This window comes from Thauera humireducens (genome assembly GCF_001051995.2).
GTDB classification, from domain to species: domain Bacteria; phylum Pseudomonadota; class Gammaproteobacteria; order Burkholderiales; family Rhodocyclaceae; genus Thauera; species Thauera humireducens.
The window spans coordinates 4,046,319-4,062,765 of sequence record NZ_CP014646.1 but is presented as its reverse complement, the minus strand read 5'-3'; the positions used below and the strand labels follow the sequence as shown (position 1 = coordinate 4,062,765).

General features: G+C 65.4%; 16 protein-coding genes. All 16 read right to left on the bottom strand.

Annotated elements, in window-relative coordinates; translation table 11 throughout:
• Nucleotides 1-6: 6 nt before the first annotated feature.
• The 16 genes from hflC to AC731_RS18790 all read right to left on the bottom strand — a co-directional run bounded on the left by hflC (nucleotide 7) and on the right by AC731_RS18790 (nucleotide 16,247).
• Nucleotides 7-888 (bottom strand): protease modulator HflC, encoded by an 882-nt coding sequence (gene hflC / locus AC731_RS18865; RefSeq protein WP_004292986.1) that lies wholly within the window; start codon nucleotides 886-888, stop codon nucleotides 7-9.
• Complete coding sequence (hflK, locus tag AC731_RS18860; protein WP_004292989.1) at nucleotides 888-2,168, bottom strand: FtsH protease activity modulator HflK; 1,281 nt, start codon at nucleotides 2,166-2,168, stop codon at nucleotides 888-890. Before hflK ends, hflC begins: the two co-directional genes overlap by 1 nt.
• Before the next feature lie 14 nt (nucleotides 2,169-2,182).
• The gene (gene hflX, locus AC731_RS18855) at nucleotides 2,183-3,328 is read right to left on the bottom strand and encodes a ribosome rescue GTPase HflX (RefSeq protein ID WP_048708444.1); all 1,146 of its coding nucleotides are present in this window, start codon (nucleotides 3,326-3,328) and stop codon (nucleotides 2,183-2,185) included.
• A gap of 51 nt (nucleotides 3,329-3,379) precedes the next feature.
• Nucleotides 3,380-3,616 carry an RNA chaperone Hfq gene (hfq, locus tag AC731_RS18850; RefSeq protein ID WP_004292992.1) on the bottom strand — a complete coding sequence of 79 codons (237 nt, stop codon included), beginning with the start codon at nucleotides 3,614-3,616 and terminating at the stop codon, nucleotides 3,380-3,382.
• 113 nt (nucleotides 3,617-3,729) lie between these two features.
• Nucleotides 3,730-5,058 (bottom strand): ribosome biogenesis GTPase Der, encoded by a 1,329-nt coding sequence (gene der, locus AC731_RS18845; RefSeq protein ID WP_004292994.1) that lies wholly within the window; start codon nucleotides 5,056-5,058, stop codon nucleotides 3,730-3,732.
• 15 nt (nucleotides 5,059-5,073) lie between these two features.
• Nucleotides 5,074-6,216: an outer membrane protein assembly factor BamB gene (gene bamB, locus AC731_RS18840; RefSeq protein ID WP_048708442.1), complete on the bottom strand. Its 1,143-nt coding sequence runs from the start codon at nucleotides 6,214-6,216 to the stop codon at nucleotides 5,074-5,076.
• 3 nt (nucleotides 6,217-6,219) lie between these two features.
• The gene (locus AC731_RS18835) at nucleotides 6,220-6,864 is read right to left on the bottom strand and encodes a YfgM family protein (RefSeq protein WP_205626691.1); all 645 of its coding nucleotides are present in this window, start codon (nucleotides 6,862-6,864) and stop codon (nucleotides 6,220-6,222) included.
• Entirely contained in the window at nucleotides 6,864-8,159 is a 1,296-nt protein-coding gene (hisS, locus tag AC731_RS18830; RefSeq protein ID WP_048708439.1) for a histidine--tRNA ligase, read from the bottom strand. The genes AC731_RS18835 and hisS overlap by 1 nt, the downstream gene beginning before the upstream one ends.
• A 59-nt stretch (nucleotides 8,160-8,218) precedes the next feature.
• Entirely contained in the window at nucleotides 8,219-9,478 is a 1,260-nt protein-coding gene (gene ispG / locus AC731_RS18825; RefSeq protein ID WP_048708437.1) for a flavodoxin-dependent (E)-4-hydroxy-3-methylbut-2-enyl-diphosphate synthase, read from the bottom strand.
• 15 nt (nucleotides 9,479-9,493) lie between these two features.
• Nucleotides 9,494-10,462: a RodZ domain-containing protein gene (locus AC731_RS18820; RefSeq protein WP_048708435.1), complete on the bottom strand. Its 969-nt coding sequence runs from the start codon at nucleotides 10,460-10,462 to the stop codon at nucleotides 9,494-9,496.
• Entirely contained in the window at nucleotides 10,459-11,265 is an 807-nt protein-coding gene (gene pilW / locus AC731_RS18815; RefSeq protein WP_082794375.1) for a type IV pilus biogenesis/stability protein PilW, read from the bottom strand. The genes AC731_RS18820 and pilW overlap by 4 nt, the downstream gene beginning before the upstream one ends.
• Nucleotides 11,262-12,398: a dual-specificity RNA methyltransferase RlmN gene (rlmN, locus tag AC731_RS18810; protein WP_048708434.1), complete on the bottom strand. Its 1,137-nt coding sequence runs from the start codon at nucleotides 12,396-12,398 to the stop codon at nucleotides 11,262-11,264. The genes pilW and rlmN overlap by 4 nt, the downstream gene beginning before the upstream one ends.
• A gap of 126 nt (nucleotides 12,399-12,524) precedes the next feature.
• Nucleotides 12,525-12,950 carry a nucleoside-diphosphate kinase gene (gene ndk, locus AC731_RS18805; RefSeq protein WP_004292046.1) on the bottom strand — a complete coding sequence of 142 codons (426 nt, stop codon included), beginning with the start codon at nucleotides 12,948-12,950 and terminating at the stop codon, nucleotides 12,525-12,527.
• Nucleotides 12,951-13,171: 221 nt separating this feature from the next.
• Nucleotides 13,172-14,458 carry a TRAP transporter large permease gene (locus AC731_RS18800; RefSeq protein ID WP_048708433.1) on the bottom strand — a complete coding sequence of 429 codons (1,287 nt, stop codon included), beginning with the start codon at nucleotides 14,456-14,458 and terminating at the stop codon, nucleotides 13,172-13,174.
• Between the two features lie 13 nt (nucleotides 14,459-14,471).
• Nucleotides 14,472-15,167, bottom strand: coding sequence for a TRAP transporter small permease (locus AC731_RS18795; RefSeq protein ID WP_004292051.1), 696 nt, complete (start codon nucleotides 15,165-15,167; stop codon nucleotides 14,472-14,474).
• A gap of 75 nt (nucleotides 15,168-15,242) precedes the next feature.
• A complete protein-coding gene (locus AC731_RS18790; protein WP_048708431.1) occupies nucleotides 15,243-16,247 on the bottom strand; it encodes a TRAP transporter substrate-binding protein in 1,005 nt (334 codons plus the stop codon).
• Between the last annotated feature and the right edge of the window lie 200 nt (nucleotides 16,248-16,447).

The following is a 16,447-nucleotide window of genomic DNA, read 5'->3' as shown; positions in this document are numbered from 1 at the left end:
GGGCAATCAGTTCCTTACGGAGCCCCCGGCGTCCTTCATGAAGCGGAAGAAGTCCGAACTCGGATCCACCACCAGCACGTCTTCCTTGCCGGCAAAGCTGGCACGGTAGGCCTCGAGGCTGCGGTAAAAGGAATAGAAGGACGGATTCTTGCCGAAGGCCTCCGCGTAGATCGCCGTGGCCTTCGCGTCGCCCTCACCCTTGACCTGCTGGGCACTGCGATACGCCTCGGCCACGATGACCTCGCGCTGACGGTCCGCGTCGGCGCGGATCTTCTCGGCTTCGGCGGCGCCCTGCGAGCGCAGTTCATTGGCCACGCGCTTGCGCTCGGCCTCCATCCGGCGATACACCGATTCCGACACCTCGTTCGGCAGATCGACGCGCTTCAGACGCACATCGACGATCTGCACGCCAATGGTCCGGGCGTCGCGGTCCGCACGCTCGCGCATCTGGTCCATGATGAGCTCACGCTCGCCGGACACCACGTCGTGTACCGTGCGGCGGCCGAACTCCTCACGCAGGCCGGCATTGACCGTTTGCGTGAGGCGGGTACGCGCACGCGCCTCATCGCCCGCGACCGACTCGTAGTAGAGGCGCGGATCAACGATGCGCCACTTCACGAAGTGGTCCACCAGCACGTTCTTCTTCTCGGAGGTGATGAAGCGCTCGGGCTCCGCCGTATCCATGGTCAGGATGCGCTTGTCGAAGTAGCGCACGTTCTGGATCAGGGGCAGCTTGAACTTCAGGCCGGGCTCGTCGATGACCTCCTTGATCTCGCCAAGCTGGAACACCATGGCGTGCTGGCGCTGGTCTACGGTGAACAGCGACGCCGACGCAATCAGGATGATGACCAGCAGCGCACCGCCGATCAGGGGAAGCTTGTCACGCATCATCGTTCTCCACGCTCACGGCTACGCATCAGGTCACGGTTACGCGGGTCCGACGCCAATGCTGGCGCATTCGAACCCAGCGCGGCAGCCGACTGGGGCTCGGGCGCGACACCCGCCGGCCTGCCGGCTCCGCCCGCCTGCTGCATGAGCTTGTCCAACGGCAGGAACAGCAGATTGCCATTGCCCTTGGCGTCGATCATGACCTTGGAAGTATTCGACATGACTTCCTGCATGGTTTCGATGTACATGCGCTCACGAGTGACCTCGGGCGCACGGCTGTACTCGGCAAACACCTGGTTGAAGCGGCTCGCCTCACCTTCGGCGTTAGCGACCACGCGCTCGCGGTAGGCGTTGGCTTCCTCGATCAGGCGCGAAGCTGTACCCCGCGCACGCGGAATCACGTCGTTGGCGTAGGCCTCGCCCTCGTTCTTCTGGCGCTCGCGATCCTGGCCGGCTTTCACTGCATCATCGAACGCGGCCTGTACCTGCTCGGGCGGCTGCGCGTTCTGCATCGTCACACGGCTGATCTGAATGCCGGTCTCGTAGCGATCGAGGATGCGCTGCATCAGATCGTGCGCGGTCGCGGCGATCTCCTCCCGGCCTTCGTACAGCACGAAGTCCATGCGGCTCTTGCCGACGATCTCGCGCATGGCGGTCTCGGCCGCCTGGGCGACGGATTCATCCGGGAAGCGGTTGTTGAAAACGTAGTTCTCCGGGCTCTTGAGCACGTACTGCACGGCGAACTGGATGTTGATGATGTTCTCGTCATCGGTCAGCATCAAGGATTCGCGCAGCACCTTGTTGCGCTCCGAACCGCGATAGCCGACTTCGACCGTACGCACGCCGGTCAGGTCGACGATCTCGTGGGTCTCGAACGGATACGGCAGGCGCCAGCGCAGGCCGGGCTCGGTGGTCTGCACGTACTCGCCCAGACGCAGCACGACGCCGCGCTGGTTGGCATCGACCGTGTAGATGCCGCTCGCGAGCCAGACCACGCCGGCCAGCGCAAGCAGCGCACCGATGCCGCCACCGAACTGCTTGAACGAGAAATTCGGCAACTGCGGACCGCCGTCGCCACCACCGCCCCCGCCGCCCATGCCGCGGTTCTGACGCTTGCCGCCGAACATGCCGGTCAGGCGCTGGTTGAAGTCGCGCCAGACCTCCTCGAGATCGGGGGGGCCCTGGTTGTTGCCGCGGTTGCCGTCGCCACGCTGACCGTCGTTGCGGTCGCGATCATTGTCGCCGCCCTGGCCACCCCAGCGGGGGTCGTTAAGTGACATGAGAATGCCCGTAATCACGATTGAGAAGGAAGTTCATCCACCGTACCGGATTCCCGGCCGGCATCTTCATGGAAGGTCTGCTGCGCCACCTCGGCAAGCGCTTCGCGAAGCAGATCAAGACCTTCGCCCGTTCGGGCGCTCAAAAAAACGCGCCGAATGTTACCACAGTCACTCCATTCGACCGCCGGCTCCGCACGCGTGAGATCGATCTTGTTCCAGACGAGGATCTGCGGCACGTCGGCCGCACCGATCTCGGCAAGAACTTCGTTCACCGCATCGATCTGCGCGTCTCGATCCTCGCTCGCGGAATCCACGACGTGCAGCAGGAGGTCGGCCTGCACCGTTTCCTCGAGCGTCGCGCGAAACGCGGCGACGAGGGCGTGAGGCAGGTCGCGGATGAAACCGACGGTATCCGACAGCACGACGCTCGCTCCACCCACATAGAGCCGGCGCGACGTCGTGTCGAGCGTGGCGAAGAGTTGGTCGGCCGCGTAGGCCCCAGCCTTCGTCAGCGCATTGAACAGCGTCGACTTTCCCGCATTGGTGTAACCGACCAGAGAGACAGACAGAACGTCGCGGCGTTCCCGGGCGCGGCGTCTGACCTTGCGTTGCTTCTCGATCTGGACCAGCCGCGATTTCAGCATCTTGACCCGGTTGCCGAGCAGGCGCCGGTCGGTCTCGAGCTGCTTCTCGCCCGGGCCACGCAGGCCGATACCGCCCTTCTGCCGCTCGAGGTGGGTCCAGCCCCTCACCAGCCGGGTGGACAGATGCTCGAGCTGGGCGAGCTCGACCTGCAGCTTGCCCTCGTGACTGCGGGCACGCTGGGCGAAGATGTCGAGGATCAGCGCGGTACGGTCGATGACCATGCACGCCAGCTCGCGCTCGAGGTTGCGCTGCTGCGCCGGCGACAGGGCGTGGTTGAAGATGACGATGTCCGCCTCGTGCGCACGCATGGCTTCGCCGATCTCCTGCACCTTGCCACTGCCGGCAAACAGCTTGGGATCGGGCGCCGCGCGCTTGCCCTGCACGACCGCCTCGACGCTTGCGCCGGCACTGAGCACCAGCAGCTTCAGCTCGGACAGGCGCTCTTCAATCGCACCCTGACCAAGGTCGAGCTGGACGAGGACCGCCCGCTCGCCGGATGCCGGACGCTCAAACATGGGCGCCCCCTGCAGCCGGACGTGACCGGCCGCAGCGAATCGTCAGGGCGATCAGTTGCCGTCTTCCTGCTGCTGGATGACCACCGGACGAGCCGGCACGACGGTGGAGATCGCGTGCTTGTACACCATCTGCGTGACGGTGTTCTTCAGCAGCACCACGTACTGATCGAACGACTCGACCTGGCCCTGCAGCTTGATGCCGTTGACCAGATAGATCGAAACCGGAATGTGCTCGCGACGCAGCGTGTTCAGGAACGGGTCTTGTAGAAGTTGCCCTTTGTTGCTCATGAGTGAACCTCGTTATTTTCTGTTTATAAGAATGTAATGGATTTGATGCTGCACCGCCACATTACAGTATGCATCGAAATCCGGGCGTGGAAGCAGGTTCGTGCGCTGAGCGCTCAGTCTCTCGCAGCGTAAGGATTGTGCGTGGTTCGGAACTGGATGCGCAAGGGCGTGCCCTGCAGCTTGAACGCATCCATGAAGCAGCGCTCGAGATAGCGCACGTAGGATGCGGGGATGTCGTCCAGCGCGTTGCCATGGATCACGATCACCGGCGGGTTCATGCCGCCCTGGTGCGCATAGCGCATCTTCGGGCGCTGCATGCCGTGGCGCGGCGGTGCCTGGCGTGCAACCGCCTGCTGCAGCGTGCGGGTCAGGCGCGGCGTCGACAGGTTGGCCGTGGCAGCCGCATAGGCCGCATCGACCGACTTCAACAGGCCGCCGATACCCTGCGCCTGCAGGGCCGAGATCTGATGGAAGCGGGCGAAGCCGAGGAAGGCCAGCTTGCGCGCGATGTCCGCCTTCAGGCGGTCGCGCTGGTAGTCGTCGACCGCGTCCCACTTGTTGATCGCCACGACCAAAGCTCGCCCGGCCTCGAGCGCGAAGCCGGCGATGTGCGCGTCCTGGTCGGAAATGTCCTGGGCCGCATCGAGCACGAGGACGATGACGTTGGCTTCCTGGATCGCCTGCAGGGTCTTGATCACCGAGAACTTCTCGATGGCCTCGAACACCTTGCCGCGCCGACGCAGGCCGGCGGTATCGATCAGGGTATAGCGCTTGCCACCGCGCTCGAACGGGATCGCAATCGCGTCGCGCGTCGTGCCCGGCAGGTCGAAGGCGATCACACGCTCCTCGCCGAGCAGGGTGTTCACCAACGTCGATTTGCCGACGTTGGGCCGGCCGACGATGGCCACCTTCGGACCTTCGTCCTCTGCCGCCTCCTTGTCGCTCTCGAGCGGAAATGGCGACAGCACGATCTCGACCAGCTGCTTGATGCCGTCACCATGCGCTGCCGACACCGGCAGCGGGTCGCCCAGCCCGAGCGCGTGGAAGTCGGCGGCGACGATCGCGCGATCGAGGCCTTCCGCCTTGTTGACCACGAGATGCACCGGCCGACCGGCGCGACGCAGGCGGGCCGCGATCTGTTCATCGTGCGGCGTTCGTCCTGCACGGCCATCGACGAGGAAAAGCAGCACGTCGGCCTCGGCAATGGCCTGCTCGGCCTGCCGCGCCATCTCGTGCATGATGCCGTCCTTGGCCACAGGGTCGAAGCCGGCGGTATCGACGACGAGATAGTCGCGATCACCAACGCGGCCGATGCCGTAGTGGCGGTCACGCGTCAGGCCGGGCTGGTCGGCGACCAGCGCATCGCGGGTGCGCGTGAGACGGTTGAACAGGGTCGACTTGCCGACATTGGGCCGGCCGACCAGGACGATGGTAGGTTTCACTTAAAGTAATCCGCCTTAACGCAGTTCGTAGGCGGTGATTTCACCGTCACGGCCCTGCACGATGAAGCCACGCCCGTAGGCGAGTGGTGGCGCCGACAGCGGGCCGTCGCCGGCGCGCGCACGCGCGGCAAAAGCCCCGGAATCCCGGCTGAGCGCATGCACGTAGCCTTCGACATCGCCGACCACGACGTGATCGCCGACGATCAGCGGACGCGATACTGCGCGGCGCGCCATCGAATCCTGTTTCCACACGCTGGCGCCGCTGTAGACATCGAGCGCGTGCACGGCATCGCCCTCGTCGGTGATCACCGCAAAACGCGCATCGCGGTCCATGCCCACGCTGCTCGAGAAATCGCGCGCCCACAGCGCATTGCCATTGCTGGTGTCGAAGCAGGCCGCACGCCCTTGATAGGACACGGCACATACTTCGCGCCGCCCCACGACGGGGGTGCCGGCGACATCGGCCACGCGTTCCAGCTCGGTCGAGCCGCGCGGTACCGCCACCGACAGCTCGGTGATGGCCCCGCCGTTGGCCGCGTTGATCACCACCAGCTTGCCGCCGGGAAAACCGGCCAGCACGACACTGCCTTCGAGCACGACACCCGAGAAGTTGCGCAATGCAAGCGGCGGGTTCGCCCGTTGATAGATCCAGCGCCGGCTGCCATCACGGGCACTGAGCGCGATCAGGCGGTTATCCGAGGCACGCAGCACGACCAGATCGCTGCTCACGGCAGGCTGGGCCAGCACTTCGGCGCCGATCGTGGCGCGCCAGCGTTCGCTGCCGTTGTCCGCGTCGTAGGCAACCGCGATCCCGCTGGCCGTGACCACCACGGCGATACGCCCGTCGGAGCCGACGCCGGCCGACAGCCGCGTATCGGCATCCACGCGCCACACCTGACGGCCGCTGTCGAAGCGGGCGACGTCGCCCCCCTCGCCGGCCGCATAGACGCTCTCGCCGACGACTGCCGGCTGGAACACATAGGCCCCCGATTCACCGATGTCGGCGCTCCACAGCGCAACGAGCTCGGCACTGGGCTTGAAGTCCACCAGTTCGGCGGGCTTCGGCTTGGCGCTGGCGAAGGGATTGAGGGACGAGCAACCGGTTGCCAAGATGATCGCGGCAACGAGCGGGACCACACGCAGGGAAGCAAGCTTCATCGGTCAGCCTTCCAGGGATTCGAGTTTGACGCGCACGACTTCGCGCAGGGTCGTGGCCTGATCGCCGGCGCTGGCCAGCGCCTCGATCGCGGCCTGGTAGGCGGCGCGGGCCTCGGCGGCCTTGCCCTGGGCGGCAAGCACATCGCCGCGAAGGTCGGCGAAGCGGGCGGCATAGGTGGCGGTCGGCGCGGTCTGCAGGCGCGCGAGTGCAGCATCGAGCTCACCCTTCTGCAGCAGCACCGTGGCCAGGCGCAGGCGGGCCAGATCACGCAGCGCCGCATCCTTGCCCTTGTCCGCAGCCCACTCGAGCTGGGCACGCGCATTGTCGAGATCACCACTACCGAACTGCACGCCGGCCGACAGCAGCGCGCCAAGCTGCGCGTAGGCCGTGCCCGAGTACTCGCCGATCAGGCGGCCGGCGGCATCGCGCGCCTTCTGTGCATCCTGCTGCTCGGCCGCCTGCTGCACGGCGAAGTACAGGGCACCGGCCTCGGCCGCGTTGCGGTTCTGATACCACTGCCAGCCCTGCCAGCCGACCGACGCCAGCGCCGCGATCATGGCGATCGTCGTCACCAGCGTGCCGTACTGTGCCCACCAGGCCTTGAGTTCGGAAATCTGTTCCTGTTCTTCGAGGTCGTACACCGCCATCATTCAGCCCCTTCTTCTTCGTTGCCGTAAAGCAGTGCGGCCATCGCCTCGGGCAGCGCCTCGAGCGACACGCGCTGCTGACCACCCGGGCCGCGCAGGGGCTTGATCCCCACTTCGCCCGCCAGTGCTTCATCCTCGCCGATCACGACCGCCACCGGGGCGCCACTGCCATCGGCCTTCTTCATCTGCGACTTGAAGCTGCCACCGCCGCAATGCAGGATCGCGGCGAAACCGTGCTCGCGCAAGGCCTCGGCCGCACGGAAGGCGACACGCGCCGCAGCGTCTCCCATGTGCACCACATAGGCATCGGCGACCGGACGCTCGGCCTCTCCGCCGCACTCCTTCCACAGCAGCAGCAGGCGCTCGATACCGATCGCGAAACCCGCGGCAGGCTGAGGCTTCCCTCCCAGCTGCTCAACCAGACCGTCATAGCGTCCGCCAGCGCAGATCGTGCCCTGCGCACCCAGGCGTGTGGTGACCCACTCGAACACGGTACGGTTGTAGTAATCCAGACCACGCACCAGGCGATGATTGATGCGGTACGGTATGCCGGCATCCTTGAGGAAGACCTGCACGGCCTCGAAGTGCGCCTTTGACGCTTCGCCGAGGTAGTCGGCGAGCTTCGGGGCCGCCTCGACGATTGCCTGCAGATCCGGGTTCTTGGTGTCCAGGATGCGCAGCGGGTTGGTGTACAGGCGGCGCTTGCCGTCTTCATCGAGCTTGTCCTGGTGCTGCTCGAGATAGGCGATCAACGCGGCGCGATGTGCGGCACGCTCATCGGGCGCGCCGAGCGAGTTGATCTCGAGCGCGACATCCTCCAGCCCGAGGTCTTCCCACAGGCGGGCGCACATCAGGATCAGTTCGGCATCGGTGTCCGGTCCGGCAAAACCCAGCGCCTCGACACCGATCTGGTGAAACTGCCGATAGCGCCCTTTCTGCGGACGCTCGTGGCGGAACATCGGCCCGTAGTAGTACAGCCGCTGCGGCCCGCCGGATGCGACCAGATTGTGCTGGATCGCCGCACGCACGCAGGACGCCGTGCCTTCGGGGCGCAAGGTCAGGTGCTCGCCGTTCAGCGCGTCCTCGAAGGAGTACATCTCCTTCTCGACGATGTCGGTCACCTCACCGATGGCACGCTTGAAAAGGGGCGTCGGTTCGACGAGGGGCATGCGGATCGGGCGGTAGCCGTAGCTCTGCAGCCAGTCGCGCACGATGTCTTCGAAGTATTCCCAGGTTTCGGCGTCGTCGGGCAGGATGTCGTTCATCCCGCGCACGGCCTGCAAGGTCTGGCTCATGGGTGCTTGGTCTTTGGTCTGTTGCGTCGATGCGCTGTTGTTATCTTGCGGCGCGGCCCTCAGCCGCCCTTCTTCACGTACTTGGTGGCCACGTAGTTGTCCACGATGGCCTTGAACTCGGCAGCAATGTTGTCGCCCCGCAGGGTCACGACCTTCTCGCCATCCACATACACGGGCGCCGCAGGCGTCTCGCCGGTGCCGGGGAGCGAGATGCCGATGTTGGCATGCTTGGACTCCCCCGGGCCATTCACCACGCAGCCCATCACCGCCAGGGTCATGTTCTCGACGCCATCGTACTGCTCGCGCCACACCGGCATCTGGGCACGCACATAGTCCTGAATGCCCGACGCAAGTTCCTGGAAGAAGGTGCTTGTGGTGCGCCCGCAACCCGGGCAGGCAGTAACCATCGGCGTGAACGCGCGCAGGCCCATGGTCTGCAGGATCTCCTGCGCGACCACCACCTCCTGCGTGCGACTGCCACCCGGCTCGGGCGTCAGCGAGATGCGGATGGTGTCGCCGATGCCTTCCTGCAGCAGCACGGCCAGCGCGGCGGTGGAGCCGACGATGCCCTTGCTGCCCATGCCCGCCTCGGTGAGGCCGAGGTGCAGGGCGTAATCGCTGCGGCGGGCAAGGTCGCGGTACACCGCGATCAGATCCTGCACGCTCGAAACCTTGGCCGACAGGATGATGCGGTTGCCGGGCAGTCCGTATTCCTCAGCCTTCGCGGCCGACTCGAGCGCGGAAACGACGAGCGCCTCGCGCATCACCGCACCGGCGTCACGCGGCTCGGCGCGCGTGGCGTTGGCGTCCATGATGCGGGCCAGCACCGACTGGTCGAGACTGCCCCAGTTGACGCCGATACGCACCGGCTTGTCGTAGCGGCAGGCGAGCTCGACGATGGCTGCGAACTGAGGGTCGCGCTTGCTGCCCGCACCGACGTTGCCGGGGTTGATGCGGAACTTGGCAAGCGCCTCGGCGCAGGCGGGGAAATCGGTCAGCAGCTTGTGGCCGTTGTAGTGGAAGTCGCCGACCAGCGGCACATCCATGTTGAGCGCCAGCAGACGGTCGCGGACGTGCGGCACGGCCTTCGCGGCCGCCTCGTTGTTCACGGTGATGCGCACGATCTCGGACCCCGCGCGCGCCAGCTCGGCGACCTGCATCGCGGTACCGAGCACATCGGCGGTATCGGTGTTAGTCATCGATTGCACGACGACCGGCGCCCCGCCGCCCACGCGAACGCGGCCGATGACGACCTCGCGCGTGAGACGCCGGGACAGGGGAGATGCTTCGATGGGAGAGTGCGAGAAGTCTTGCGTCATCTTGATCGACAGGGGTTACTTGACGGTGAGCCTTGCCACCGAGACCTTGGTATGCGGCGCCAGATCGACCGGCTTGCCGTCGAACTCGAGCGCCACGCTCGTCGCATTGCCGATCACCAGCGCAAACGGCGGCGTACCTTGCACATTGCGCTCGGAACCGGGGCGATTGACGCCGGAATAGATGATGGTGCCCGTCGCATCCCGCACTTCGACCCAGGACTCGCCCGCGAAGCGGAATGCGAGCTGGCGTCCGGACACCGGCGGCACCGGCACGTCACCTGCGCCGGTCGCCGCGTCAGCCGCGACCGGCGGTGCGGGCTGGGCAGCGCTCACGGGTTGCGCCGGCGCCACGGGCACGGCCGCCGGCTGTTCGGCGGGCGCAGTGCCGGGCGCCGGAGGCGTCGGGATTGCCACATCGGCCGGCGACCCCGCGGAGCCTGCCGGCGCCTCCTCGACCGCCGCCGACGGCACGGCAGCCGGCTGCGCATCGAGGGCGGCCGAATCGGCTGCCGGCGTCTCCAGCATACGCTCGACGCTCACCGGCTCGGTGCGGAACCAGTCGAAATACCAGCCCGCCAGCAAGGCCGCCACCAGCAGCAGCACGATCCACCGCACTGAGGCGGCGCCGAGTCGGGGGGCACTGCCACCGGACGGCAGTTCGCCATCGGCATTGCGGATCGGCGACAGGTCTACATCGCCCTGCCCGCCCAGGCGCTCGACTCCAGCGAGCAGGGGCGCAGGGTCGAGCCCCACATAACGCGCGTAGTTGCGCAGGAAGCCGCGTACGAAGGCCGTGCCGGGCAGCGCCGCAAAGTCGTCCGCCTCGAGCGCGGCAATCTGCCGCGGATTGAGTTTCAGCGCAAAGGCGACCTCGGCCACGCTTTCGCCGCGCGCCTCGCGCGCCGCTCGCAGCGCGGCACCGGGCGAGCGGACGTCGTCATGGGCGCTGCCAGCCGTCAATTCAAGCGACTGATCGTTGCTCACTCGAACTTCCCTTGGATCATCGACTGGTACTCGTTTGACTCGGCAAAGCGGCTGCCCAGTTGCGACGCATAGCTCGCCTCGGCATCGCGGTTACCCAGCCGGCGCTCGGTACGCAGGCCGAGCCATGCCGACGCCGCGGTCGGTTCGGCCTGCTGGTGCAGACGGATCAGGTGCGTGCGGGCCTGATCATAACGCCCGCCGCGGTAGGCAATATCGGCCAGCTGATACAGCGCCTGACGGTTCGACGGATCAGCCTGGATTGCAGCCAGGAACTGACCTTCGGCGGCCGCATCATCCTTCAGCCGGAGATGGCAGAGTCCGGCATTGGTATGGGATCGTGTGGCGTAACGGAAATACGGATTCCGGGCCGCCTGTGCGAGACGTTCGAGCCCGCGCAGTTCCTCGCCCTGGGTGCACAGGAACCAGCCGTAGCTGTTGTTGAAGTCCGGGTCGCCCGGCGCAGCATTGAGCGCCGCCTCGAAATTCTGCCTTGCCGCAGCACTCTCCTCGATCAGCATGTAGGCCAAGCCCAGGAGGTGGTAGGCCGGCGCGTAGCCCGGACTGTCATTCAGCGCAATGCGCGCCTCGTCGAGCGCCACGTCGTAGCGGCCAATCTCGAAATAGGCCATGCCGAGGTCGACGTGGACGCGGGCGCGCGATTCGGCAGGCGTCGCCGGCGTGATGTCAGACATCGGGCGAGTGACCGAGGCCGAGGTCCCCGACTGGCCTGCGGGCATCGTTGCACAACCACCTGCCACCACGACCGCCACCAACAAGGCGGCCAGCGCGAACCTGCGCTTCATGAACGATCCTCCATGACCTGTTTCAGGCGCACCGTGCGCCGCGTCTTGTCCTGAACCTGGCCGGCGAGCTGGCCGCAGGCCGCATCGACGTCGTCGCCACGTGTCTTGCGCGTGGTCGTGACAATGCCGGCGTCAATCAGGATACCGGCAAAACGGCGGATACGTTCGGCCGGGGAGCGCAGGAAGCCCGAATTCGGGAAAGGGTTGAACGGAATCAGGTTGAACTTGCACGGCACGTCGCGCACCAGGGCGACGAGTTCGCGCGCATGCGCCTCGGTGTCATTCACGCCGTCGAGCATCACGTACTCGAAGGTGACGAAGTCGCGCGGCGCGCGCTCGAGGTAACGCTGGCATGCCGCCATCAGCTCGCGCAGCGGGTACTTCTGGTTGATCGGCACCAGGCGGTCGCGCAGCGCGTCGTTGGAGGCATGCAGCGACACGGCGAGCGCCACCGGGCACTCCTCACGCAGGCGGTCCATCGCCGGCACGATGCCCGAGGTCGACACCGTGACGCGGCGGCGCGACAGGCCGTAGGCATGGTCGTCCAGCATCAGGCGCAGGGCGGTGACGACGTTGTCGAAGTTGGCCAGCGGCTCGCCCATGCCCATCATCACCACGTTGCTGATGATGCGGCCGTTGTCCTTCTCGCCGGCTTCGAGGTCCAGGGCCGAATCGCGCGCGGCGCCCAGCAGCTTGTTGGCCAGCCACAGCTGACCGATGATCTCGGCCGCGCTCAGGTTGCGGTTGAAGCCCTGCTTGCCGGTCGAGCAGAACGCGCAGTCGAGCGCACAGCCGGCCTGCGAGGACACGCACAGCGTGCCGCGGTTGGTTTCAGGGATGAACACGGTCTCGACCGCATTGGCGTTGCCCACGTCGAGCAGCCACTTGCGCGTGCCGTCGGCCGAGATCGAATCGCGCACCGGCACCGGCGGACGGATCACGGCGATGTCCTTCAGCTTTGCGCGCAGCGACTTGGCGACGTCGGTCATCGCATCGAAATCGTCACAGCCCTCGTGATGCATCCAGCGCATCACCTGGCGGGCGCGGAAGGGCTTCTCGCCCAGCCCGGCGAACCAGGCGACGAGGCCATCGACATCGAAGTCGAGCAGATTGACCGGATTGGTTGTGCTCATGCCTGAAACATCACTTTTTCAAGGCGGGAGGTAAAACCGCCCGCCGTAATGCAAACGGCCCGACCACGCCGCGCGCGGTGCTCGGGCACCGCGAAACGTGCGCGACGGGCCGTTGGAACGGACCGCTTAGCGCGAGTAAACGTTCATGCCGGGGAAGAAGAACGCCACTTCAACGGCAGCGGTTTCCGGCGCGTCGGAGCCGTGCACGGCGTTGGCGTCGATCGACTCGGCGAAGTCGGCGCGGATGGTGCCCTTGTCGGCCTTCTTCGGGTCGGTGGCGCCCATCAGCTCACGGTTCTTGGCGATGGCGTTCTCGCCCTCGAGGCACTGGATCATCACCGGGCCGGAGGTCATGAAGGACACCAGATCCTTGAAGAAGGGACGCTCCTTGTGCACGGCGTAGAACTCGCCGGCCTCACGCTCGGACAGGTGAGCCATCTTGGCGGCGATGATCTTCAGGCCAGCGCCTTCGAAGCGGGCGTAGATCTGGCCGATCACGTTCTTGGCGACGGCGTCGGGCTTGATGATGGACAGGGTGCGTTCGATTGCCATGGAAAAACTCCGGGACTGCGCTCTAGGGAAGCGCGAGGTTAAGAAAAAAGCGCGAAATTTTAACAGGTTTCGCGTTACACCGATGCGCTCGAGGCAAGCGCGAATGTAAGCCGACGCAAGCGCAGCGCCCCCGGAAAAGACAATCCCCGCAGGGCGTCACCGCCGCACGGGGATCGAAAAAACTGCCAGCCCGACCGTCACAGGCGACCGGGCCGCAGGGTTTACATCATGCCGAGCGCCTTGGGCAGGAAGGTCGAGATGCTCGGGATGTAGGTGATCAGCATCAGGAACACCAGCATCGTGTACAGCCAGGGCATCACCGCCTTGCTCATCTCGGTGAGGCCGGCCTTGGTGATGCCGCTCGCCACGAACAGGTTCAGGCCCACCGGCGGGGTGATCATGCCGATTTCCATGTTAACCACGATCATCACGCCGAAGTGGATCGGGTCGATCCCCAGCGCCACGGCCACCGGGAACAGGATCGGCGCCAGGATCAGAATGATCGACGACGGCTCCATCAGCGCACCGGCCACCAGCAGCAGGATGTTCACCACGATCAGGAAGCCGATCGGGCCCATGCCGCTGGCGACGATGGCGTCGGCCATGCGCTGCGGGATCTGCTCGCTGGTCAGGATGAAGGAGAACAGCACCGCGCTGGCGATGATGAACAGCAGCATCGCGCTCATGTTGGCCGAATCCAGCAGCACGCGCGGGATCTGCCTGAGGGTCAGGTCCTTGTACACGAACACCGCGATGAAGAACGCATAGACCGCGCTCATCGCCGCCGCCTCGGTCGGCGTGAACATGCCCGAGTAGATGCCGCCCATCACCACCACGATCAGCATCAGCCCCCAGAACGCCTTGCGGAAGGCCTTGAGGCGATCGCCCCAGCTGACCGTCGGCAGTGTCGGATAGTTGTTCTTGCGTGCCACGTACCAGGTCGTCAGACCGAGCATGAAGGCCAGCAGCAGGCCCGGGATCACCCCTGCCATGAACAGCGCCCCAACCGAGGAGTTGGTCGTAACCGAATACATCACCATGACGATGGACGGCGGGATCAGGATCCCCAGGCCGCCTGCCGAGGCCACCACACCGGCGCCGAAGCGCACCGGGTAGCCCTGCTTGATCATCGCCGGGATCAGGATCGAGCCGATCGCCACCACGGTCGCCGGACTGGAACCCGACACCGCAGCGAACAGCGCGCAGGCCAGCACCGCCGACATGCCCAGACCGCCACGCAGGTGGCCGACCATCGCGGTGGCGAAGTTGATCATGCGTCGCGCCACCCCGCCGTGGGTCAGGAAGTTGCCGGCGAGGATGAAGAACGGGATCGCCATGATCTCGAACTTCTCGATGCCGGTGAACATCTTGAGCGCCACCGACTCGAGCGGCACGTCGGTGAAGATGAACATGAAGCTCAGCACCGTGAGGCCGAGCGCCACGCCCACCGGCATGCCGATCGCCATCAGGACGACGAGCAGGCCAAAGATTGCAATCGTGTTGGTCATGATGTCGTCCTCCTCACTTGCCGTGGCCCGGACGCTTCGCGTCGGCCCCACGGTTGGCGTGCTCGATGTCTTCGGCGATCGAGATCGACTCGCCTCCGAGCAGCACGTTTTCGTCGTCCACCTCGTCCAGGCCTTCGACATGGCCGTGGTCGTGCGTCGGCAACTCGCCGCTGCGGGCGAAGCTCACCATCACCTGCAGGAAGCGGTAGCACATCAGGAAGGAGCCCAGCGGCACGGCCGAGTAGACCATCCAGGTCGGCCACTCCAGGTCGGGCGTGGTCGGCCCCTCGAAGAAGTCACTAGTGTCGCGGCCAAGCAGGCTCAGCGTCTCGTAGGCCATGCCGTTCTCCCACACGAACAGCGCACCGAAGATGCCGATCAGGCCGGTGAAGATCACACCGCACACCAGGCCAGCCTGGATCAGCGCCGCGCGCGGGGTGCCGGAGAGCTTGTTGACCAGGATGTCCACGCCGACGTGGATGCCGGTGCGCACGCCGTAGGCGGCGCCAAACTTGGCCATCCACACGAAGAGGATGATGCAGAACTCCTGGGCCCAGCCGACGTTCATGTCGAGCAGCCAGTCCTGCAGCACGGGAATCTCATAGCCGGAAAGGTAGCGATGCACCACCGAGATGAAGATCACGATCGTCGCCACGGCCATCAGCGAACCGATGATGAATTCCTCGAGGCGGTCGAGAAGCTTGTTCATGATTGTTTTCCCCGGGAAAACGCCCGTCGCGCAGAAGGCGCCAGACGGGCGTTGCTGGGTGAGATGAAAAGAGGATTACAGCTTGGCCGGATCGAAGCCGGTTTCCTTGTAGATCGACTGGATCAGGTCCTTGCCGATGCGCGATTCCATCTTCTTGTGCACCGGCACGAAGGCCTTCTTGAAGGCGGCCTTCTCTTCGGCGGTCGGCGCGTAGATCTCGGTCTTGCCCGAGGCGCGCACACCTTCGAGCGCCTTGTCGTTCTCTTCCTTGGCGATCTGGTTGGCGTAGACCGTCGACTCGGCCATGGCCTTGTCGAGCTGGGTGCGCACCTCGGCCGGCAGGCCGTCCCAGAACTTCTTGTTGGTGATGACCGCGTAGCCCAGATAGCCGTGATCGGTCAGCGTCATGTGCTTCTGCACCTCGTGCATCTTCTGCGTGAAGAGGTTGGAGTGCGGATTCTCGGTACCATCGACAACGCCGGTCTGGAGCGCCTGATAGACCTCGGAGAAGGCCATCACCTGCGGCAGCGACTTGACCTCGCGCATCTGCTCCTCGAGCACCTTGGACGACTGGATGCGCATCTTCTTGCCGCGCAGGTCCTCGGGCTTCTTGATCGGGGTGTTGGCCGAGAACGACTTGAAGCCGTTGTCCCAGAAGGCCAGGCCCTTGATGCCCTTGGGTTCGAGCTTGGCCAGCAGCTGCTGGCCGACCGGACCCTGGGTGACCTTGTTCAGCGCCTCGTAGCCGTCGAAGATGTAGGGCAGGTCGAACACTTCGAACTCGCGCACGCCGAGCGGGCCGAACTTGGCCAGCGACGGGGCGAGCAGCTGGACGGCACCCAGTTGCAGCGCTTCCATCTCTTCCTTGTCCTTGTACAGCGTGCTGTTCGGATAGACTTCGACCTTCACGGCGCCGCTGGTGTACTTCTCGGCCAGTTCCTTGAACTTCTCCGCAGCCTTGCCCTTGGGCGTGTCCTGAGCCACGACGTGGCTGAACTTGATCACGATCGGCTCGGCAGCGACAGCGGTCGCGGACAGACCCACAGCCATCAGACCAACCAGAAGCGTACGAATCTTCATGAGTTTCTCTCCTCCGAATTGAACGCGCCACGCCGGACGCATCGTTTTCCGCCCGGCATGCGAAACGCCCTGGCGATGACCGCAAACAGATAAAGCCTGTTATGCAGGCCATCAGTATCCTTATTGCGCCGCGCCTGTCGCTATTGTGGAATGCCGCATAAGTGGAACCCGCAAGCCCCAACCCTTCTTCGGCCGCGCCC